Below are 21,108 nucleotides of genomic sequence, written 5' to 3'. Positions count from 1 at the left end.
AAAAACGTTCCTAACGCCCCACTCGATTCGCTTGCTGCGTTCCCGCCACCGTCGGCGCAACGGGGGAATCTTCAGGGAAGGAAGAAGTGGGTTTGGCGAAATAGTCGTACGCCGTCGCCGACATCTGACGGATTAAGTCGGCGGCGCGATCGTCCTCGTCGGGACGCTTGACGATCGCCACCATTAAATATCGCTTCCCGTTGGGCAGATCGATCGCCCCAGCATCCGCCAACACCGATCGCAGATTTCCCGTTTTGTGCGCGACGAACGCCCCCTCTCCCAATCCCTGGGGAAGTAACGCATCGTTGGCCGTCTGCGACATAATCCGCATCATGCGATCGCGACTTCGCATCGACACCAACTCGCCCCGTTCCAATTGTCCCAACAACTTCGCCAACTCCTGGGGCGTCGTCGTGTTGGTTCCCTCCAAATCCGGTAAGGGATTGCGAATCGTCGTTTCCGTCAACCCCCACTCGCGAAACTGTTCGTTCAACACCTTCGCCCCACCCAGGCGATCGACCAACATATTCGTCGCCGTATTGTCGCTGTCGATTATCATCGACGACGCCACCTCCAACACCGAATAGCGGGTTCCCGGTGCGTCGTACTGCATATATCCCGATCCCTCCGCGACGTGGGATTCCTCCATCGTCAAAACTTCGTCGAGGCGTACCGTTCCCGCGTCTACCGCCCGGAAAAACGCCACCAAAATCGGCACCTTAATCGTACTCGCGGCCGAAAACGACATCGTATCCGAAAGACGCACGTAATCTCCCGTCGCCACCTCTACGATCGCCACCCCAGGCGTCAACCCCGGATACTCCGTCGCCACCTGCTGCAACCGTTCCTTCAACGCCGTCAACTCCTGACCCAACGACAGTTCCGGCGACCACTTCGCGACCGGCTGCCCTTCAATGCCAGCGATCGCCTCTTCAGACTGTCCCGACAACTCCGCCTCCGAAGGCGTCCACAACGACAGCATCGTCCCGGCGATCGCGCTCAATCCCACCCCCACGATCGACAGCCGCATCACATACAAAAACGGCCTCAACGCGGGCGGTAGCGGAGGACGAGAGGTCGGTTGGCGACGAGAACGGTGGGGGACACGTCGCGCGGATTTCCGGGGTGTTGGAGAGGCAGAACGGGACGATCGACGAGGTGATGTCGAGGGTGTAGCGGGCGGCCGCTTCGCTGAAGGTGACGTTGCCGGACGAGGTGGCGTGAATTGCAGCGGACGCAACGGCGGCAAGGGTTCGGACGGCTGGCGGCGCAGAATTGGGGAGGACACGGGTAGCGAACCGAATTCGCCACTGTGAGATGTCCGTTCGGGAGAAGGGGATACCGGACGCTCGAACGGTTGGGGTTGCCGACGAACCGGCGGAGGGGGGGGCGACAAATGCGCCCCAGCACTGCGTAACGGCGGTAAATCCGGGGAGGGTTTCCCCGATTTCGATCGCCGGGACGACAGGGGGGTAACGCGACCCGACGCTTGAGGCGTATCGGTGTCGTTCAAACGAGTGCGCCACTGGCGACGCATCCAAGCACTACCGGCATTGCGGTCTCGGGACGGAGAAGGGCGATCGAAAAAATTGGGCATAGTCGGCGTCAGAAAGACAGAAACAACGGCGATTCGCCTCTCATTCAAGTTAAGGGATACAGTAGGCGATCGGCAATCGACTCGACAAGTTAATGGGATTTTGAGGAAGTCTGAGAAATTGCCCATTCCATCTGGCGGACGAGACCTCGTAACATGGCGACTTCGGTTTGCGAGAGGCGAACGCGGTTGTAAAGGCGGCGAAACTTTTCCATTCGCGCTTTGGCTGTGTGAGGATAGAGGTAGCCAATATCGAGTAAAAGTTTCTCGAAATCTCGATAATAGGCTTCGATCGCGTCGGCGGTGGCTTCGGGATCGTTCGTCTCCGGGGGGAGGTTCGGCGAGTCCGCTTCAGCTCGAACCACCGTATCGTAAAGCTCGTAAGCGCACACCGCCACCGATTGCGCTAAATTGAGCGAAGCGTAATTCGGACTCGAGGGAATGCGTAGGAACCGTTGCGCGTAGTTGAGTTCTTCGTTACTCAATCCGCGATCTTCGCGACCGAAGACTAAAGCAGAGGGAACCTCCAACAGCCAGGGTAAAACCTCCCGAGGATGCTCGAAGTGAGTCGGAAAGGAGCGATCGCGCCCGGCAGTGGCCACGACTCGCTGACAACCCTGTAACGCAGACGGTAGACTGTCTACACATTGGGCGTTTTCCAAAATTTCGGCGGCGTGAACGGCCATTTGTCGCGCCTCGTCACCGAGATGGTCGCATTGAGGATTGACGAGAACCAGGCGATACAGTCCCATATTTGCCATCACGCGGGCGATCGATCCCACGTTTAACGCCCCAGCCGGTTCGACGAGGACGATTGCGATTTGGGACAAAGCCGTCAGTTCCATTCCACTCCTTATCAGGCATCGAGATATCTCTGAACTTATTTATTATCGGTCGATTATGGGTCGCAAACACACGAAATCGAACCTTCCCACGAAAATTTGTCCGGTGTGTCAGCGTCCGTTTGCATGGCGCAAAAAATGGGAAAACTGCTGGGACGAGGTAAAGTATTGTTCCGAACGTTGTCGGCGGCGGCGTTGAGGAGCCAGGGAGAGGGGGAGAGGGGGAGAAAGGGAGAGGGGGAGAAAGGGAGAGGGGGAGAAAGGGAGAGGGGGAGAGGGGGAGAAAGGGAGAGGGGGAGAGGGGGAGAAAGGGAGAGGGGGAGAGCGTAGGGTGCCGTGACGCGGCCGGAAAAGGCGGCTGAAATTAGATCGATGTCGTATTACCGCGTCACGCACCGCCCCCAACCGAAAAATGGGGAGATGATGGGATGAGGAGCCGAAATTAGATCGATGTCGTATTACCGCGTTACGCACCGCCCCCAATCGAGAGATGGGGAGATGATGGAATGATGGGGTGATGGGGGCGAGATCCCCGGCATCTCCAAGATGCCGGGGATCTGTTTCGTTTAAGATATTGAAATTGCAGATCGATTTTCAACGCTCAATTCTTCAGTAAATTCATGTCTGATTCGGTGCAACCCAAACTGATCGTTCACGGTGGCGCAGGGAGTTCTCTGCAAGGAAAAGGCGGTATCGACGCCGTTCGCCAAGCTCTTTATCAAATTGTCGATGAGGTGTACGGGTTGCTGCACGACGGAAAAAGTGCTACAGATGCGGTGGTTCGCGGCTGTCAACTCCTCGAAGACAACCCCCGTTTCAACGCCGGAACGGGGTCGGTGTTGCAGTCGGACGGACAAATTCGCATGAGTGCGTCGTTGATGGACGGGATCGCGCAACGGTTTAGCGGCGTCATCAACGTGTCGCGGGTCAAAAATCCCATCGATATGGCGAAGTTTCTGCAAGCGGAACGCGATCGCACGCTCTCCGATCTCGGTGCGGCGGAACTGGCGCGAGAACTGAACTTACCGATTTTCGATCCCACCACGGACAAACGCCTCAAAGAATGGTTGCAAGATCGCAAAGATAACTTTCAACGGAGTATGGCTAACGTCATCGCTGAAGACGAAGCGGGGCGGGGAACCATCGGCGTGGTAGCCTTAGACAACCAAGGTCGCATCGCGGCGGGAACCTCTACAGGAGGCAAGGGGTTCGAGCGCATCGGACGAGTCAGCGATTCGGCCATGCCTGCGGGAAACTACGCCAATCGCTTCGCCGGGGTCAGTTGCACGGGTATCGGTGAAGATATTGTCGATGAATGTTTGGCGGCGCGAATCGTGGTGCGGGTGACGGACGGGATGTCGTTAGAAGAGGCGATGTCGCGATCGCTTGCTGAAGCCACGGAAAACCAACGAGATCTCGGCGCGATCGCCCTCGACGCCAAGGGGAACATCGCCTGGGGTAAAACCAGCGAGGTGGTGTTAGCGGCTTACACAGACGGCGAGACACGCGGCGACAGCCTCGAAGCCGAGAACGGAACGGTGGTGTTTGTGGTGTAGAACACAGTTGAGAAGTCGATGAAACCCTGGGAAACGATGTCGCAGTTCGTGGCGATTCGATCGCCGTGGCTGACGCTGTTTGGAGAACGACTGAAGGACGATCGCGATCGCCTTCTCGATTACTGGCGGGTTGAAAAAGCCGACTCCGCCGTAATTATCCCGTTGCACCGCGATCGCTTCGTCCTTCCTAAACTTAGCTATCGTCCGGGGATCGGGGAATTCACCCTCGACTTCCCCGGCGGGCGCGTTCCGAGCGATACGGCTGCGATCGAAGTCGTGCCAGATATCTTACAGCGGGAACTCGGCGTTACCCGAGACCAGATCGATCGCCTAGAAACGCTGAATTCCCAAGGGTGGCTAGTTAACAGTTCCTTTTCTAACCAAAAACTGTTTGGCTTCGTCGTGGAAATTCGCGCCGACGTAGACCTCGACGATCGCCACCTCTGGGAAACGAGCTATGCAGCCGAGGACTCCCAAGACTGCGATCGCCTGCTCGAAGCGTTAACCTGTTTGCAATGTCGCGCCGTGTTGTTGGAGTTGTTGAGGCAGCGATCGCGCGATCGCTAACTCCCTTACCGACAAAGTCTTTCAACCGGCCAGGACTGCGACGACCCAGTCGCCGGAATCACCGCCACTAACGTAACCGAACCATCTGGGTTTTTCCGCCATCCTCGAGCTTCGACGAGAGGCTCGTCTGGCGATCTCCCCTCGAAACGGTCGGTTGTGTTCTCCCGAACGTCCCGCGTCGGAGAGGGATCGACGATCTGAAAATCGCTCCATAGCGGTTGACTCGACAACGCTTGCCAGGGATCGGGGGGTAAACCGCCGCGTCCGGTGACGACGAACTCGCTCCCGGCGTTTAACGCCATGCAGCGATCGACCACCAATCCCGCCACATCGATCGGTGCGATCGGTAACGTCTCGAGTCCCTGACGGGGTTTGATATCCGGCGTTTCGATTTCTACGATACCGCTGAAGGCTGCACCCGAGTCGGAACTGGCGGTAATATCGCTCTCGGGCGTGAGGCGATCGCGCAGGTTCGGCCCGAAAATTCCCCGAGCGGCGATCGACACCCGGCCGCCGAATCCCTGCTGTGCCGTTGCTGTAATATCGCTGTTTTCCAACGCCACTAGGGTTTCTGCCTCAATAAAAATATTACCGCCGGTGGCTTCTTCGAGAGCGTTGGTGGAAATGCGACTGCCCCCTCGCAACTGCAAATCCCGAACCTCTAGATTGATGTTGCCCAATCCCCCGCGACTGTCTGCCCGGAACCGTCCGCCGTCGTCCAACACGACGCGATCGGCCCGAATCGAGAGACTGCCTGCCGATCCCGTTTCGATACTGTCTACCGCCACCTCCGCGCGATCGCCGACCCGCAACACCGAAGTTTCGATGTCCAAATTTCCCGCCGATCCCGCCCCCTCCGAGGCGCTGAAAATTCCGCTCGGAAATTGCGTTCCCGAAGCGTCTCGGGCGAAATCTCCCCGCCCTAACTCGACTAACGGCGTCGTTCCGCTCAAATCGATTTCCTCAGACACCCGTACCCAAACGTCGCCGCCGTTTCCTCCGCCGAAGGTTCCCGCACTGAGTTGTCCGCCGTCGCGCACCGTCAACCGAGGTGTTTCGACGATTAAATCGGCACCGGGAGCGTCTCCGGTCGTGTTTGTCAGCAGTCCTGAAGGCAAGTTTTCGCTGTCTCGTCCGATAATTTCGATCGCTTCAGTTGTCCGAACGGTGAGGGTTCCCGCCGGACTGGTCGGGGCGTCGCTGCGGGTTAACGTGGAAATCACGCCCCCGTCCACCAAGCGCAATCGAGCCGTTTCGATCGTAATCTCACCGCCGCGTCCGGTCGCTTCCAGCCCCGCAGCAGTACTCAAAAGGCTTTTAAAGACCCGACCGGGTAAATCTTCCGTGATACTGCGTCCGAGTCCCCGCACTTCTACCAGTTCCCGCGATCGCACGTCGATACTCCCGGCGTTGCCATCTCCCCACGTGATGGCGAGAATTTGCGCGCCGTCTGCGACTAACAGGCGATCGACCTCGAAGATCGTCCGTCCGCCGCGACCGGTGGCCGTCTCGAAACTGGTTCCCGACCAAAAGCTATTGCGCGTCTCTACCTCAGACGCCCGAACTGTTAAGGTTCCTGCGTTTCCCGACCCAAAGGTATCCGCTCCTAAAATCGAGGAATCGACGACGACCAAGCGATCGGTTTCAACGAGGATATCGCCGCCGTCGCCGCTGGCCTGGGGACTGACGGCGGCGAAGAACCCACTCGAAAAGAGTCGATCGCTCGAGAGTCCCCGAACGTCGATGAGTTCTGTGGTGCGTAAAACGATTCCCCGTCCCGGTGCGTCCCCCAAGGTGTCGGACAGTAATGTCGAACCGGATTCGAGAAACAGGCGGCGTCCGAGAACGAGAAGTTCGCCCCCCCCGTTTCCGCTGACATCGACGGAGGTGGAGTCGCTCAGGCGCACGTCACCGTAAACGGTATTTGGGTCGAGGGTCGTGGCGTCGAAAGTCCACCGACCTGCTGTAACGGCGGATAGGACGATGCGGCCGTTGGGGGCGGTGAGGTTAGCCCCGTTGAGGGTAAGGGTCGGACTGACGAAAACGAGACTGTTTCCGGGGGCGACGGCGAACCCGTCGGGGCGGTTGTCTCGGGCGGTGGCCAGGTTGGCATCGAAAAATAGGTTGTGTCCGGTTCCGGCGATCGCGATGTTTCCTGAATTCGGCCCGAGTTGTACGCCTGTGGGAACGCTGACGGTGAGGAGGGGGGACGCTGTTTCGGGTCGGGCGAGAAATTCCGTTCCGTCGGCGAACGACAAGCGATCGCCCGTGGTGCCGAAAAACGATCCGCCGAGGTCGAGTCGAGCGTTGGCGCCGATGGAAATGCCGTTGGGATTGAGGAGGTACAGGTTGGCGGTTCCGTTGGCGCGAATCGTTCCGTCGATTTGAGAGAGGTGGCTTCCGGTGACGCGGGTGATGATATGTTCGATCGTGAGGGCGTTGTCGAAGTAGGCGGTGCTGTTGTCGGGAACGTCGAAGCGATCGAAGCTGTGGAAGAGGTTGCCTCCCGCTTGAGTTCCGCCTGTGATCCGTTGGGTGCGCCCGTCAATTTCGATGGTGGTGGGGGTGGGTAAGGTGGCATCGGGAACGAGTTGTGCCAGAGTCGGAGGTGAGACGGAGAACGCGAGAACGCTCGAAATGGCAAGGCTGAGGCGACAGTACATCGAAAAACCTCCTTTGACACTGGAGATATGTTGATGGTATCGCTATCTGGAACCCTTTTGAAAGTGGGTGAAGCGCCGGTGCGATCGCGCATTGGATTTTTCCGACCTCACGAACTCCCTAGCGATGCCACTTGCGATCGGCTCGATTCTAGATGTCTCAAACAGTCATTCTCAGACAGTCAGCGGAGGTATTTTCCATGTCCGAACAGTTGAATTTCAGTGATATCGAACGCAACGCGACCCCACAATCGATCGAGCGGGGGAGAGAATATTACGAATGGGGTCAAGTCCAATCGATCTCGCGACGGGGAAGCCTCCTCCAAGCCTGTGTTATGGGCGAAAGTCAGTCGTATTACGACACGTTTTTGGACGTGGAGAGTTGCTCGGCGGAGTGTTCCTGTCCTTACGATTGGGGGGGATGGTGCAAGCATATCGTCGCCGTAGCCTTGACGTATCTCCACGATGCCGAACAGATCGAAGAACGCTTTAGCTTAGGCGATTTACTCGGAGCGTTGGAAGAGTTTCAAGAAGTCGCTCTGATCGAGCATCTCGTCGATCTCCATCCGTTTCTCATCGAAGATATCGAAGCCTACGTTCGCGACAACGCATCGCTAGAAGAACGAATTCCTCCACTTCCGCCGCCGCCGCCAGTCGTTGACGTAAAACCGTTTCGACAACGACTCGATCTCACCATCACTCGGGGAATCGATCGGTTTGAAAGTGGGGAATGCGATTACGACAATCCCATTGAAGAGGAAGTTTTCGACCTGTTCGATCCCGTCCGACTCTATCTCGATCGCGGATCGGGTCACGATGCGATCGCGATTTTGGAAGCGATTACTGAAGTCTACCTCGATCGATGGGACGACCTGGACAATTACGGACTGGACTTACTCGAATTTCGTGAAGAACTCGATCGCCTGTGGGCGGAAACCCTTTTGAGTACGGATCTCGATGCGCCGCAAAAAGTCGATTTGGAAGTCGTTATAGAAGCCGACGACGATCGCTGTCCTGATTGGTTTCCGCTGCGCCGTTTAGCGTTCGATCGAGGGTGGGACGACGAGGCGCTCCAACAGGTGTTAACCGGACAGTCTCCCACTGAGTTTACCGAACCTCTAGAGTTGGTGAAAATTCGTTTGAAACTTCTCGAACGTCAGGAACGATTTGAGGAATATCTCAATTTATCTCGGTTTACGGAACAGATCGACTTATATTTGGAAATGTTAATTCAATGCGAACGTATTGAAGATGCGATCGCACAACTCGACTCAATTAAAACGAAAGAGGAAGCCGTCACAATTTCAAAGCAATTTGCAGAAAAAGATCGACTCGACGTTGCATTAGATTTAGCCGTCAAAGGTTTAGATCTCGATACCAGATCTGCATTGCTTTACGGATCCAATGCGATAAATTATACCGAGAAGAAAACTCAGTACGATCTGGCAATGTGGACGAGTGAAATTGCCGAACGCTTACAGAATTTTGATATGATTTTATCCGCAAAATTTGAAGCGTTCAAAGCAATAGCAACTTATGAAGATTATCTAAAAATCCAAGAAATTGCTGGTGAAAACTGGGATGTCTTAAAAGAAGACTTATTGCAGTCGTTGAAGGAATATTCGGGATGGAATGCTTTGTCCGCTCGCGTGCAAATTTATTTGTACGAACAAATGTTTGACGAAGCGATCGCTCTCGTTAACGATCTCTACTATCCCGATCGAGATTTGATTCGACAAGTGATGGATGCGGTACTGTCCGATCGCGCTGAATGGGTGTTAAACAACGCTCGCGATCGCGCTGAAGATATTCTCGATCGCGCTTTAGCCAAAGCATACCATCACGCGATCGATTGGTTGAAATATGTCAAACACGCTTACGAACAACTCGACAACTCTCAAGGGTGGCTGTCTTACCGCAACCGTTTAACTCAAGAACACGGTCGAAAATATAAGTTTATTGGATTGCTGAACGAAGCGGGTTTGTAACTATATTTGTAACTATTGAGAGAGAACCCGGACGCTTCGAGATTTCGGATTTCTCGTGTCTTCGATCGATGGAACGAATGGCTCGAAAAGCAGAGATACATATTTTTCTGCATAATGCAATACCAAATCTTCGAGAAGAGATAAAAATTTACAAAAATGTAAAGTCCTGCAACAAAAACGTCAGCGATCGCGTGGGATTTGATAATAGGTATTCTCAGCGATTCGTTTTCCGAAATCGGGAAGATTCAGTGGTTCAGCACAACTGAACATCAAATTCCCAGTTTTTTATAAAAACTTCGGATTGCGATCGAGCGCGAACGGCGTTCGTGTTTCGATCGATCGGTCGTCTTTCGGTTCGTTTAACCTGTTTGGGATTGCTATGTTACAAAGCGTTTTATTTGCCCTGACACCCATGACGAGCGAGTGGAATATCAACATCGCCATCGTCATGATCGTTTGCAACATCCTCGCCATCGCGATCGGAAAATACACCATCCAAAAACCCAGCGAAGGACCGGCCATGCCGTCTCCCGAACTGTTTGGCGGCTTTGGATTGCCTGCCGTCATCGCCACCACCAGCTTCGGTCACATTCTCGGAGTCGGTGTGATTTTGGGTTTACAGAGCGTCGGCGCACTCTAATTCTCGGTTCTTCTACTTTTGTCGCTTGACACGGCTTTATCACATTCAGTGCGATCGCCTGACCTCGTTAGAGATGCGATCGCACTTTTATTATCATGTTTGAAATTTAGCGGCGATCGTCCGCGTCAAACAGACGATTCGTCGATCGCCAACCCTTTCTCCGCCAACCACTCAGCATTGTACAACCGCGACTGGTAGCGCGAACCGCTGTCGCACAACACCGTCACGATCGTATGTCCGGGGCCGAGTTCCTTAGCCAACGCCACCGCCGCCCCGACGTTAATACCGACAGAACCGCCCATAAACAAACCGTCTTTTCGCAACAGTTGGTAAATGACGCGAACCGCTTCCATATCGTCGATTTGCACGGCGTCGTCGAGGGGCGCACCTTCCATATTCGCCGTAATGCGGCTGTTTCCGATGCCTTCCGTTACCGAACTGCCTTCAGTGTTGATTTCCCCAGTTTTCACATAGCTGTACAGTCCGCTTCCCATCGGATCGGCGACGACGCATTTCACGTTGGGGTTTTTCTCCTTAAAGAACATTGCCGCCCCCGCATAAGTACCACCGGTTCCCGTCGCAGCTACCCAAGCGTCGATTTTACCGTCTGTCTGCGCCCAAATCTCCGGCCCTGTCGTTTCGTAGTGAGCGCGGCGGTTGGCTAAATTATCGAACTGGTTAGCCCAAATCGCGTTGTCCATTTCCTCCGCCAGTCGTCCCGACAGTTTCACGTAGTTGTTGGGATCGCGATAGGGAACCGCCGGAACGGGGCGAACTTCTGCCCCCAACGTCCGCAGCGTGTCCATTTTCTCCTGAGACTGGGTTTCTGGGATAATAATGAGGCATCGATAGCCTTTGGCGTTGCAAATGTGGGTCAAGCCGATTCCGGTATTGCCCGCCGTCCCTTCAACTACCGTACCGCCGGGTTTCAACAACCCTTTGTCTTCGGCATCTTGAATAATATAGAGTGCCGCTCGGTCTTTGACCGAACCGCCTGGATTGAGAAATTCCGCTTTTCCTAAAATCTCACAGCCCGTTTCTTCGCTAAAGCTGTTGAGGCGAATCAGGGGTGTGTTACCGACTGTTCCGACAAAGCCGTTTGTGATATCCATGCGTCGATCCGTTGCGTGTGCGTCGATCGAGCAGTGCGAGAAACCGTTCTCGACTGCCCAAAGTTCGAGTTATCGTTCTTAAAAGATTGTATCGGGTTCGAGTGAGGCGCAAAACGGCGATCGCCCGGTCGCGAGATCCAGTATGTTAGGAAAACGAACCGATTGGTAATACCGTCGTTGACATCCTCCCCCGCTAAACCTGGTGGCTGTAGCGGGGGATTCCCAAACCTCACGATTTGGGTTTCTGCTTCGGTCCCTTGCGGGTCTTTCGCAACTGCCCTCCGGACGGATGCCCTTTGGGTCTTCGTTCTCTCGGATGCAAGCTCCGAGAGCTGCGAAGACTGCGTCTTATGTCCGCTCCACAGACTGACACGGCGTGTCCCGCCGCCAACAGGTTCTTCGCCGCATTCAGGTCTCGATCGTGAACCGTCCCACACTCAGGACAAGTCCACTCTCTGACACTTAACGGCAACGATTCGACGATATGTCCGCAATGTCCACATCGCTTACTACTCGGAAACCACTTATCTACCTTGACAAGAGTACGTCCGTACCACTGACACTTATAGTCCAGTTGGTTGACGAACTCCGACCACGCACAATCTGAGATATGTCTCGCCAATTTCGGGTTTTTCACCATATTTTTGACCGACAAGTCCTCGACTACAATCGTTTGATTTTCACGAACGAGTCGGGTACTCAGCTCTCTTGGTGCGCGTTCCCTAGCGCCGTGCGACGGCGCGGGGTCGCACCGCTTATGCAGGTAGTCTGTCCGAGAATCGGTAATCTTGGCGTGAATCTTCGCTACTTTCCGACGCGCTTTCTCTCGGTTACGAGAACCCTTCATCTTACGAGACAGGGCTTTCTGGGCGCGTCTCAAGCGTTTGTAATGTTTGTTGAAATGTCGGGGATTGGTAATCTTCTCACCATCAGAGGTGACGACCAAAGAATTAATTCCCACATCGACGCCGATAGATTTCTCGGCTTGGGGCAACGGTTTAACGGTTGCGTCTTCGACCAACAGCGAAACGTGCCAGCGTCCCGAGGGGTCGAAACTCACCGTGACCGTCGAGGGTTCCACCCCTTTGGGAAGTTGGCGACTCCAACGGACGTTCAGCGGTTCGCTGCATTTCGCCAACCACAACTGTCCGTCTTTCCAACGAAAAGCCGAGCGAGTAAACTCGGCACTACCCCCATTGCGTTTTTTCTTAAACCGGGGATACTTGGTCAGATGGCTAAAGAAGTTGCTAAAGGCTTTTTGGAGGTGTCGCAATCCCTGTTGCAAAGGAACAGAACTAACCTCGTTCAAAAACTGCAACTCTTCTTCGGTTTTCCAGGCCGTCAACATCGACGAGGTTTGAGGGTATCCGATTCGTTCTTGTCGTTCGTACCACGCCTGGGTTCTGGCGGCCAAGGCTTTGTTGTAAACCAGACGAACGCAGCCCAAAGTCCGGCGCAGGAGGTTTTCCTGTGCCGAGGTCGGGTAGAAACGATATCGGAAGGCTCTCAGTACCATGCCTTACATTTTAGAACAGTTTGTTGTAATCCGAAGACGGGAGGCGGCGCTTCCTCCCGCCGCTAACCCTTCCGGGTATAGCGGGGGTCTCCGCGCCGAAGAAAAGATGAAGCTCAAGCGATCGACTCAAGTTCTGATTCCCCTCGCCATCGTGTTGGCGGGAGGTCTTTGGTTGTACGATACCGTTATCGCGCCGCAGCAAGAAGAACGCCAAGCGCAACAGAAACGGGCGTTCGTTTTTGACGAAGAACGGGTGACGAGCATTGAAATCACCACAGCGGATTACGCGATCGCTCTGACGCCGCTAGCAGAACCCGTAGAATTGCGATCGCCCGATGGAGAGGAGTTTACCGTCGCCAACTGGGAGTTTACCCCGTTGAAAGACGGCGAACCCGAGGGAAACGCCACCCCCGCCACCGATGCTTACGTGACGTTTTTACTGTCCGCTCTCGCCAACGCCGAAGCCGAGCGATCGATCTCTGTTAAAACTGAGGAAACAGCCCAATACGGTCTCGAAACACCCGTTGCAACGGTAAATTTCAGCCTCGAAAACGGTGAAACCCACCGTCTCCTCGTCGGAGAGCGGGATTTTACCGATAATTTCGTCTATGCGATCGCCGATCCGACTGAAGACGCGGCGGAGTTAACAGTGTTGTTGTTACCGACAAATCTGGAAAACGCGCTCGATCGCACCCTAGAAGACTGGAAAGCCGAACCGCCACCGAATTCCAGCGAAGGTGAGGAAGGACAACTCGAACCGCCACCGACTCCTGAAACTCCAGAGGGAGAAGTTGAATCTGAAGCGACACCGACACCGGAAGCGACACCGAATCCCGACGCCGCAGACGAACCCGTCGAGGCAGAAACTGCACCCGAACCCGAAGCGACAGAAACCGAAACGGAACCCGAAGCCACCCCCGAACCAGAAACGCCGTAAAATCTAATCAGATATCCATTCTACGGGGGTTTCTCTGTCAGTTCGCGTCCACACCTCCAACAGCGCAGCTAACCATGAAACCTCTCGCCGCCTTTCTCTCCAGCCTTCTTCTCCCCCTCTCCCCCTCTCCTCCTCTCCCCTTCTCCCCTTCTCCCCCTCTCCCCCTCTCCCTTTCTCCCCAATCCGTTCTCAGGGAAATCGAACAAACCGGAGAACTGCGAATCGGCGTTCGAGACGATGCGATTCCTTTTGGCTACCGCGACATCAATCGCAACCTTCGAGGCTATTGTCTCGCCTTTGCCGAACTCTTACAGAACGCACTGCACGATCGCCTCGACTCCTCAATTCTCCCCGTTGTCAAACTGGTTCCGAGCAGTCCTTCCACTCGCTTCGATCTCGTCCGTAGCGGACGCGTCCACATCGAATGCGGTCCTAACACAATTCGCGACGAGATCGACGGCGTCACCTTTTCTCGCCCCTTTTTCTTAACGGGGTTGCGGTTACTGGTGTCTCAGAACGCCCGCGATCGCCTCAGAGAAAGCGAGGCTGGGGAGGGACTGACGATCGGTGTGGTGGCCGATACCGTCGCAGAAGAAATGCTGCGCGATCGCTATCCACAAGCCGATGTCATCCGATTTCGGGGCAGTGTCGCCACGGAACAGGGCGTGACGGCGTTACAGGGCAGTCTCGACGGTTTCGCAGACGACGAGGTGCTGTTGTTGGGAGAAATGGTGAAGTTGCAACTGTCGCTGTCTGAATATTCGTTCTTTCCCGAAGACCCCATCACCTGTGAATTCTACGGTATGGTGTTGCCGGAAAACGATCCGGAGTGGGCGGCGTTTGTCAACGCTCTGATTGAGGACGATCGCACTAACGAATTGTTACGCACCTGGTTTCGCGACGTAACCGATTACATCCTCCCCACCATCGACTATTGCCGCGAGGAATTGCGCGGTTGACTTTTACAGGGAACGGGGAACGGGGAACAGTAAGGACAGTTCACCTCATCGCCCCCTCTCCTCAATTCGAGGCAACTCCGCAATATTGGTTGATTTCGATCGCCAGTTCGTCTACGTATCGGGCGGCTTGGTGGGCTTGGGCTCCGGCGGCTTTGACGTCGGCTTGGGCTTGGCGGACGCGATCTCGCCCGGATTCGGTTCTGGGGGCAGTTTCAGCAGCGTCTAACGCCGTTCCCATCTGACGGTAGGCGTCGCTGAGTTCTCGGTAGGCTTGGGCGAAACGCTGTCGTTGCTGGCTGAGGGTTTCGTCCGTTACGTCGATCGCTCGTAACTGTCCGGCGACGTTGGCTAAGTCTTCGGCGAGGTTGTTGAGAGCGGCGACGTCTTGGCCTTGAAAGGCGATCGCTTTGGCGTACCCTTGATTGACGCGATCGACGAGTTGGGTACATTGGGCGATTTTATGCTGGTTGGCTCGGTAACGACTGAAGGCAACGGCTCCTCCGGCACTCATCGCCAAAAGGATTGCGGTGAGGATAATATGGGGAGTTCGAGTCCGTCTCGGGGGGCGTCGCATAAGCGATTGTCTCGGCAAACTTCAGGAATTTTAACATCCTGGTTCGATTTCGCGATCGTAACAATTCGGTAACGTCCGATACCGTCAAATCTTGAAAATGATATATTAAACAGTGAACCTATAAACTATAGTCTTAAAATTTTCTGTTTGCCATGAACAAAATCACTCGAAAAGCCGTCCGAGAAGCGGCTGAAACCCACCGCACCGCGATGATGCAAACCTTACAACGTCGTATGGAAGTCGCTCGCGCCAATGGCGACGAAAAGCTACTCCGTCAACTCGAGGCTGAAGCCAACTATCTTCGTTGAACGATCGCGCGATCGACTCGTTTCCACTGGAGAGGGAGCGATCGCGATCGTTTCCTCTTTTATCCGATAAACCCCGAGTTTCTCTTGGAAGCCGGGGGTTTGCCTTTTAAAGTTCGTCGAACTCCTCGCAGAGATCTTGTAAGTCCTGGTGTTGGCGGCGTCGGGATATCCGACGATACTTTTTCGAGGCCAGTTTGGGTTCGTAATAGCGGCGTCCGTCGCGGGTCGTTTTCATTTTCAGCGTCGATTCGCGATCGCCGAGTTGTTGCAAGGCGTCTTGACGGGCGATCGCCTCCTCGAGAAAGCTCAAATAATGCTCGTAGCGCTCCCAATCACCCCGAACGACACAGTTGGGTTCTTCCCGATGGAGACAGTCGCTAAACTGACAGGTTTGAAACTCCAACCGCTGTCGGATTTCGGGAAAACACCCGCCTAGTTCGGCCGGCGTACAATCGAATTCCGGTTGGTTGAAGCCGGGGGTATCTGCCAGCAATCCCCCGCTGGGTAACTCGAACAGTTCCACGTGGCGGGTGGTATGGCGTCCGCGTCCCAATTTTCCCGACACGCGAGCGACTCGCAAGTTCGCCGAGGGAATCAGTCGGTTGATGGTGCTAGATTTCCCGACCCCTGACGGTCCGGCCAAAATGGTAATGCGATCGCGCAGGTGTTGCTGGAGTTCGTCGAGGCCCAATCCCGTTAAAACGCTGAGGAACAGGGGATCGTAACCCCACGCTCTCAGGCGATCGCGCCACTGTCGGCGTTCGTCCTCCGCCACCAAATCGCTTTTGTTGAGACATAACTGCACCCCCAGTTGAGTCGATTCGGCTTTGACGAGAAACCGACTGAGTTGTACGGGATCGAGGGTGGGTTCTTCGATGGCGAACACCAGCAACACGCAATCGGCGTTGGCCACCGGGGGGCGATCGAGTTCGGTACGTCGGGGTAAAACCTCGGCGATCGCTCCCCGCTCCCCTTCCCAATCGGGTTCTTCTACCGCGACGCGATCGCCCACCATCACCTGTTGGCCGATTTTCTTCAAGCGCGTGCGGCGGGTACACAACAGCGACGATTTCGGCCAGCCCGCATCTGGGTCGAGTTGAACCTGATAAAAGTTAGCCTGGGTTGCTAACACCGTTCCCACCGGGAGCGTTTCGGAACAGGTCGGGGAACTCACACGCGGCTCGCTCATGCTCGGGGACGACGGACGTACAACACGAAAAACTCCGAGCGATCGTCGATATCTTCGACGGTATATCCGGCCACCGTCAGACTTTCGGGAACCTGTTCGATCGGTTCGCCGGGATCGAGCCACACTTCGAGCAGTTGACCCGGTTCCATCTGTTGCAGGCGCAGTTTCGTCCGCACGAAGTTAATCGGACAGGGCGTTCCCCGCAAATCCATTTGGGCGTCGGGGGTCGAGGTTGCAGGCTGGCTCACTTGAACAGTCCTCCTAAAAACCCTTCGACACCTCCTTTTCCAAAGCGATCGCCACGAAGTTTCGCGAGTTTTTCCAACAGTTCTCGCTCTTCGGTGCTGACTTTGGTAGGAATCTGGACGTTCACCGTCAAAATACGATCGCCGCGACTGACGGGATTGCCCAACCGAGGTACACCTTGTTCTTCGAGGACGATCTGATGTCCCGGTTGCGTTCCGGGGGGAATCGTCACTTCGATGTCTTCTTTCCCGTCTAGCGTCCGAACGGGAATTTTACAGCCGAGAATGGCTTGTAAATAGCTAATGTTAATGTCCGACAGGATGTTAATACCGTCGCGTTTGAATTCGGGATCTTCGTTGACGAACAGATAAACGTACAAATCCCCCGGCGGTCCGTTGCGTTTTCCGGCGTCTCCTTCCGACTGCACCCGCAAGCGCGTCCCGTTATCGACTCCGGCGGGAATGGTAATTTTTAGCTTTTTAGTGACTTGTTTTTGTCCTTTTCCCGCGCAAGTGCCGCATTTTTCTTCGATGACCTGACCACTACCGTTACAGGTCGGACAAACCGACACTTGGGTAAAGCTCCCGAAGGGGGTGCGGGTGGCGCGGCGCACCTGTCCCGACCCGCCGCAAGTGCCGCAGCTACTCGGTCGCGTTCCCGGTTTGGCACCGGTTCCATTGCAGGTTTCGCAGGTTTCGAGATGGCCGATGCGAATTTCTTTTTCGCCTCCGAATACTGCTTCGCGGAAGTCGAGTTTTAAGTCCAGGCGCAGGTCGTCGCCGCGAGTCGGTCCGCTACGGCGACGGGTTTGGGTGGCACCGCCGAATCCACTGAAAAACGTCTCGAAAATATCGGCAAATCCACCGGAAAAGTCGGAAAAGTCAGAAAAACCCGGACCGGCTGCGCCGGAGCTGACGCCTGCTTCGCCAAAGCGATCGTAACGATTTCGCAGTTCCGGATCTGACAGCACTTCGTAAGCGCGGTTGATTTCTTTAAACCGCTCTTCAGCCCCGTCTTCTTTGTTGACGTCGGGGTGGTATTTCCGAGCGAGTCGCCGGAAGGCTCGCTTGATTTCGTCTTTATCGGCGCTGCGAGAAACGCCGAGCAGTTCGTAATAATCGACAGCCATACGCGCTATTTACTGTTTGGGGGTTTTGGACACGACAACGAGGGGTGGAGAAACCGCCCGATCGCCACTCGGGGCGCTGGGGCGGAAATCGAGCTAGCCTTTAGAAGAACGGATTGTCTGGGTCGGCATCCGTTGAGGGCGGCGAGTCTGGGGTCGAAATCTCGAAGGGATTACTGCCTTTAGCCTCCTGTGACGGGGGTTTTTTTTCTTGACCCCGAGTGTTCGGTGGCGGGGTTTTGGGCTTCCGAGGCGGGTGTTTTTTGGGAGGTGTTAAGGGATCGTCGGGCGTCTGGGGAGGTGGAGACGCTTTAACGGCTCGGGACGATTTGTCCTCAGACAGCAAGGCTTCGAGATCTTGCAGTTCTTTATCTAAGTCTAAACTGAGTTCGTCGTCGAGTCGATCGGGTGACGGTTCTGAGTCTGGGGACAGGCTTCGATCGAAGTCTCCCGATTCGAGGGCGTCGAACCCGTCGGAAGACGGTAATGCCGTTTCGAGTTCGTCGTTTCCCTCGTCTGAGGGGGCTTCCCCTTGGTATACCGCCGAGCCGATGGCGAACAGGGTTTTTTGGAAGTCCGCCAGCCGCGATCGAATTTCTTCGAGATCGGGTTGTTGTTCTTCGAGGGCTTCCCGCAAGCGATGAGCGGTTTCGGTCACCTCGAGTTTCAGGCGATCGCTGACGAGATCGGCGTTGTGTTTGAGGGTATCTTCGTAGTTGTAAAACAGAGCGTCGGCTTGGTTTCGCAGTTCGGCTAACGCCCGCAGTTCTTCGTCCCGCTCGGCATTCACTTCGGCCTCTTGGCGCATCTGCTCGATTTCTTCTTGGCTCAAACCGCCGGTACTGGTGATTTTGATACTTTGAGCGCGGCCGGTACCTTTGTCTCGAGCTGAAACGTTGAGGATGCCGTTGGCATCGATTTCAAAGCTGACTTCGATTTGGGGAATGCCGCGTGGGGCCGGAGGAATCCCCATCAAGATAAATTTGCCCAAGCTCTTGTTATCTCTTGCCATCGCCCGTTCCCCTTGCAGGGCGTGAACTTCGACGGAGGTTTGACCGTCGGTGGCGGTGGAAAACATCTGAGATTTGCTGGTGGGAATGGTGGTGTTGCGCTCGATAATCTTGGTGAACACTTCTCCGAGGGTCTCGATTCCGAGGGACAGTGGGGTCACGTCGAGCAGCAGGACGTCTTGGACTTCGCCCCCGAGGACTCCGGCTTGAATGGCTGCGCCCATAGCCACAGCTTCGTCGGGATTCACCGAGCGATCGGGGTCTCGTCCGCCGAAGTACTCGCGAATTGCCGCTTGCACGGCAGGCATCCGCGTCGATCCCCCCACGAGGACGATGCGATCGATCTCTTCGGGGGCGATGTTGGCGTCTTCGATGGCGCGGCTGACCGGCTCGATGGTGTTCTCTACCAGCGGCTGTACCAGTTCTTCAAACTGGGTGCGAGTCAGTTCGACTTCGAGATGTTTGGGGCCGGTTTCGTCGGCGGTAATAAAAGGTAGATTTACGGCGGTTTTGGTGACGGACGACAGTTCGATTTTGGCTTTTTCGGCCGCTTCGCGTACCCGCTGCATGGCCATTTTGTCGCCCGAGAGGTCGATATTGCTCTGCTCTCGGAACTGCTCGACGAGCCAGCGAACGACTGCGCTGTCGAAGTCGTCGCCGCCGAGGTGGTTGTTTCCGGCGGTGGCTTTGACCTCGAACACGCCGTCTCCGAGTTGTAGGATCGAGACGTCGAAGGTTCCGCCGCCGAGGTCGAACACGAGAACGGTACGATCGCCGTCTTTTTTGTCGAGACCGTAGGCTAAGGCGGCGGCGGTCGGCTCGTTAATAATCCGCAGCACTTCCAAACCGGCAATGGTTCCGGCGTCTTTGGTCGCTTGCCGCTGTCCGTCGGTGAAGTAGGCCGGAACGGTTATGACCGCTTGATAGACGGGTTCGCCGAGGTAGGTTTCGGCGTCCTGTTTGAGTTTTTGCAGGATCGTCGCCGAAATTTCTTGGGGGGTGTGGGGGCGATCGCGAATTTTAACGTCGACCGTATTGTCCCGTCCGACGATGCAGGTATAGGGTACTCGCGATCGCTCTTCTTCTGTTTCTTCCCAACGACGGCCGATAAACCGCTTGATGCTGTAGACGGTATTTTCGGCGTTCGTCACGGCCTGGCGCTTGGCCAGTTGGCCGACGAGGCGATCGCCCGATTTGGTAAACCCCACCATGCTCGGCGTGGTGCGTCCGCCTTCGGAGTTGGGAATGACGACGGGTTTGCCGCCTTCTAATACGGCAACACAGCTGTTCGTCGTCCCGAGGTCGATACCGATAACTTTTCCCATATCCCTTGGTGCGGGTGTGAACGTGAAGAGTTTCCAAGTCGGCGGGCGATCGTGGGGGTGAGGGGAATTTTCGAGCCAGAGCTACGAACCCTCTAACCCTTTCTGCGATCGACTGCCGCGACGCCCGCTTTCGCCTTCTAGCCTTCTATCCGATCGTCTCGATGAAAAAGCTTTTAGGCGTCCGACCCGTCGGATTCCGCCTCTTCTGAGCTTACCACGGGTTCCGGGGGAGCTGCCACTTTCACCATGGCATGGCGCAAGACGCGATCGCCGAGGGTGTAGCCTCGCATCAGTTCCCCCATCACGGTTCCTTCTGGGTATTCGTCGGTGGCTTCGCGCATAACGGCTTCGTGCAGGTTGGGGTCGAACTCTTCCCCTTCCGGGCGCATCGGTGCGACACCCAACCGTTTCAAGCAATCGACCATGAGCTTGTACACACTTTGATAGCTTTTATGGATGTTGGTTTCCCCATCTGTTTGGGGTTTGATTTGCGTGCGCGCCCGCTCGAAGTTATCGACCACCGGTAACAGTTCTTGGAGAACCTCGCATTTAGCTCGTTCTTCGAGGGCTTCTCGCTCTTTTTCCGTGCGCTTGCGAAAATTGTCGAAATCGGCTTGCAGCCGCACGTACTGAGATTTCATTTCTTCAAGTTGCGCTGAAGCTGCTTCAGCCGTAACTTTCAGCGTCTCGAGCGTCGTCGCCACGTCTTCGGCGGCTTCCCGTTCGATCGCTTCGCGAGCAGCTGCTTCAGCTTCGATCGCCGTCGGATCGATCGCCTCTTCTGTCGGCGTTTCTAGTTCTCCTTCAGCGGACGCGCGTTCAGATTCGATCGCTTCGGCGGCCGCTTCCGTGTTTTGGGCTTCAACTGCCGTTTCGGAACTCTCTTGGGCGGTGGCTTGGCGCTCGTTCTCGAACTGCTTTTCTTCGTCCATGTCTGACTTCCCTTTGCAATATTCCAA

General features: G+C 55.5%; 19 protein-coding genes. 8 read left to right on the top strand and 11 right to left on the bottom strand.

All coding sequences use genetic code 11. The features are described from left to right. Positions 1 to 10 precede the first annotated feature (10 nt). Together GEI7105_RS37585 and GEI7105_RS0118810 are read right to left on the bottom strand one after the other, a co-directional pair. A complete protein-coding gene (locus GEI7105_RS37585) occupies positions 11 to 1,597 on the bottom strand; it encodes a serine hydrolase (protein WP_158413230.1) in 1,587 nt (528 codons plus the stop codon). A gap of 89 nt (positions 1,598 to 1,686) precedes the next feature. After that, positions 1,687 to 2,439 carry an RNA methyltransferase gene (locus tag GEI7105_RS0118810; RefSeq protein ID WP_017661978.1) on the bottom strand — a complete coding sequence of 251 codons (753 nt, stop codon included), beginning with the start codon at positions 2,437 to 2,439 and terminating at the stop codon, positions 1,687 to 1,689. A gap of 55 nt (positions 2,440 to 2,494) precedes the next feature. Here GEI7105_RS0118810 and GEI7105_RS35195 point away from each other — a divergent pair, with 55 nt between their 5' ends. From GEI7105_RS35195 to GEI7105_RS0118795, 3 genes are all read left to right on the top strand, one after another. Next, the gene (locus GEI7105_RS35195) at positions 2,495 to 2,635 is read left to right on the top strand and encodes a DUF2256 domain-containing protein (RefSeq protein WP_071592035.1); all 141 of its coding nucleotides are present in this window, start codon (positions 2,495 to 2,497) and stop codon (positions 2,633 to 2,635) included. Positions 2,636 to 3,056: 421 nt separating this feature from the next. Continuing rightward, entirely contained in the window at positions 3,057 to 3,992 is a 936-nt protein-coding gene (locus GEI7105_RS0118800) for an isoaspartyl peptidase/L-asparaginase (RefSeq protein WP_017661976.1), read from the top strand. Positions 3,993 to 4,010: 18 nt separating this feature from the next. Continuing rightward, the gene (locus GEI7105_RS0118795; RefSeq protein ID WP_017661975.1) at positions 4,011 to 4,559 is read left to right on the top strand and encodes an NUDIX hydrolase; all 549 of its coding nucleotides are present in this window, start codon (positions 4,011 to 4,013) and stop codon (positions 4,557 to 4,559) included. A 5-nt stretch (positions 4,560 to 4,564) separates the two neighbouring features. On the opposite strand, the gene GEI7105_RS0118790 is transcribed toward GEI7105_RS0118795, so the two are convergent. Next, on the bottom strand, positions 4,565 to 7,222 hold the full coding sequence (locus tag GEI7105_RS0118790) for a filamentous hemagglutinin N-terminal domain-containing protein (protein ID WP_017661974.1): 2,658 nt from the start codon (positions 7,220 to 7,222) through the stop codon (positions 4,565 to 4,567). A 152-nt stretch (positions 7,223 to 7,374) separates the two neighbouring features. On the opposite strand from GEI7105_RS0118790, the gene GEI7105_RS0118785 reads away from it, so the two are divergent. Together GEI7105_RS0118785 and psaK are read left to right on the top strand one after the other, a co-directional pair. Beyond that, positions 7,375 to 9,207: an SWIM zinc finger family protein gene (locus tag GEI7105_RS0118785; protein ID WP_017661973.1), complete on the top strand. Its 1,833-nt coding sequence runs from the start codon at positions 7,375 to 7,377 to the stop codon at positions 9,205 to 9,207. Positions 9,208 to 9,508: 301 nt separating this feature from the next. Continuing rightward, a complete protein-coding gene (gene psaK / locus GEI7105_RS0118775; protein WP_017661971.1) occupies positions 9,509 to 9,847 on the top strand; it encodes a photosystem I reaction center subunit PsaK in 339 nt (112 codons plus the stop codon). A gap of 125 nt (positions 9,848 to 9,972) precedes the next feature. Here psaK and GEI7105_RS0118770 read toward each other — a convergent pair whose 3' ends face one another. Both GEI7105_RS0118770 and GEI7105_RS0118760 read right to left on the bottom strand, forming a co-directional pair. Next, the gene (locus GEI7105_RS0118770) at positions 9,973 to 10,959 is read right to left on the bottom strand and encodes a cysteine synthase A (protein WP_017661970.1); all 987 of its coding nucleotides are present in this window, start codon (positions 10,957 to 10,959) and stop codon (positions 9,973 to 9,975) included. Positions 10,960 to 11,188: 229 nt separating this feature from the next. Next, on the bottom strand, positions 11,189 to 12,475 hold the full coding sequence (locus GEI7105_RS0118760; protein ID WP_017661968.1) for an RNA-guided endonuclease InsQ/TnpB family protein: 1,287 nt from the start codon (positions 12,473 to 12,475) through the stop codon (positions 11,189 to 11,191). On the opposite strand from GEI7105_RS0118760, the gene GEI7105_RS0118755 reads away from it, so the two are divergent. Both GEI7105_RS0118755 and GEI7105_RS31250 read left to right on the top strand, forming a co-directional pair. Beyond that, positions 12,474 to 13,412, top strand: coding sequence for a DUF4340 domain-containing protein (locus tag GEI7105_RS0118755; RefSeq protein ID WP_017661967.1), 939 nt, complete (start codon positions 12,474 to 12,476; stop codon positions 13,410 to 13,412). The two genes, GEI7105_RS0118760 and GEI7105_RS0118755, sit on opposite strands and share 2 nt — an antisense overlap. Before the next feature lie 74 nt (positions 13,413 to 13,486). After that, positions 13,487 to 14,371: a transporter substrate-binding domain-containing protein gene (locus GEI7105_RS31250; RefSeq protein ID WP_017661966.1), complete on the top strand. Its 885-nt coding sequence runs from the start codon at positions 13,487 to 13,489 to the stop codon at positions 14,369 to 14,371. A gap of 61 nt (positions 14,372 to 14,432) precedes the next feature. On the opposite strand, the gene GEI7105_RS0118745 is transcribed toward GEI7105_RS31250, so the two are convergent. Continuing rightward, positions 14,433 to 14,945 carry a hypothetical protein gene (locus GEI7105_RS0118745; protein ID WP_017661965.1) on the bottom strand — a complete coding sequence of 171 codons (513 nt, stop codon included), beginning with the start codon at positions 14,943 to 14,945 and terminating at the stop codon, positions 14,433 to 14,435. Between the two features lie 152 nt (positions 14,946 to 15,097). On the opposite strand from GEI7105_RS0118745, the gene pirA reads away from it, so the two are divergent. Next, positions 15,098 to 15,253 (top strand): arginine synthesis PII-interacting regulator PirA, encoded by a 156-nt coding sequence (pirA, locus tag GEI7105_RS39085; RefSeq protein WP_017661964.1) that lies wholly within the window; start codon positions 15,098 to 15,100, stop codon positions 15,251 to 15,253. Positions 15,254 to 15,359: 106 nt separating this feature from the next. On the opposite strand, the gene rsgA is transcribed toward pirA, so the two are convergent. From rsgA to grpE, 5 genes are all read right to left on the bottom strand, one after another. Then, complete coding sequence (gene rsgA / locus GEI7105_RS0118735; protein WP_017661963.1) at positions 15,360 to 16,442, bottom strand: small ribosomal subunit biogenesis GTPase RsgA; 1,083 nt, start codon at positions 16,440 to 16,442, stop codon at positions 15,360 to 15,362. Beyond that, positions 16,439 to 16,690, bottom strand: a complete 252-nt coding sequence (locus GEI7105_RS0118730; protein ID WP_017661962.1) for a sulfurtransferase TusA family protein — start codon at positions 16,688 to 16,690, stop codon at positions 16,439 to 16,441. Before GEI7105_RS0118730 ends, rsgA begins: the two co-directional genes overlap by 4 nt. After that, complete coding sequence (gene dnaJ, locus GEI7105_RS0118725; protein WP_017661961.1) at positions 16,687 to 17,817, bottom strand: molecular chaperone DnaJ; 1,131 nt, start codon at positions 17,815 to 17,817, stop codon at positions 16,687 to 16,689. Before dnaJ ends, GEI7105_RS0118730 begins: the two co-directional genes overlap by 4 nt. A 100-nt stretch (positions 17,818 to 17,917) precedes the next feature. Next, on the bottom strand, positions 17,918 to 20,149 hold the full coding sequence (dnaK, locus tag GEI7105_RS0118720; protein ID WP_017661960.1) for a molecular chaperone DnaK: 2,232 nt from the start codon (positions 20,147 to 20,149) through the stop codon (positions 17,918 to 17,920). A gap of 173 nt (positions 20,150 to 20,322) precedes the next feature. Then, positions 20,323 to 21,081, bottom strand: coding sequence for a nucleotide exchange factor GrpE (gene grpE / locus GEI7105_RS0118715; protein ID WP_017661959.1), 759 nt, complete (start codon positions 21,079 to 21,081; stop codon positions 20,323 to 20,325). Positions 21,082 to 21,108: the final 27 nt, after the last annotated feature.

Origin of the sequence: Baaleninema simplex PCC 7105 (genome assembly GCF_000332355.1) — a bacterium.
GTDB lineage: Bacteria > Cyanobacteriota > Cyanobacteriia > Cyanobacteriales > Geitlerinemataceae > Baaleninema > Baaleninema simplex.
Note: the sequence above shows the minus strand (reverse complement) of the source record. Positions and strands in the feature narration are given on the sequence as shown.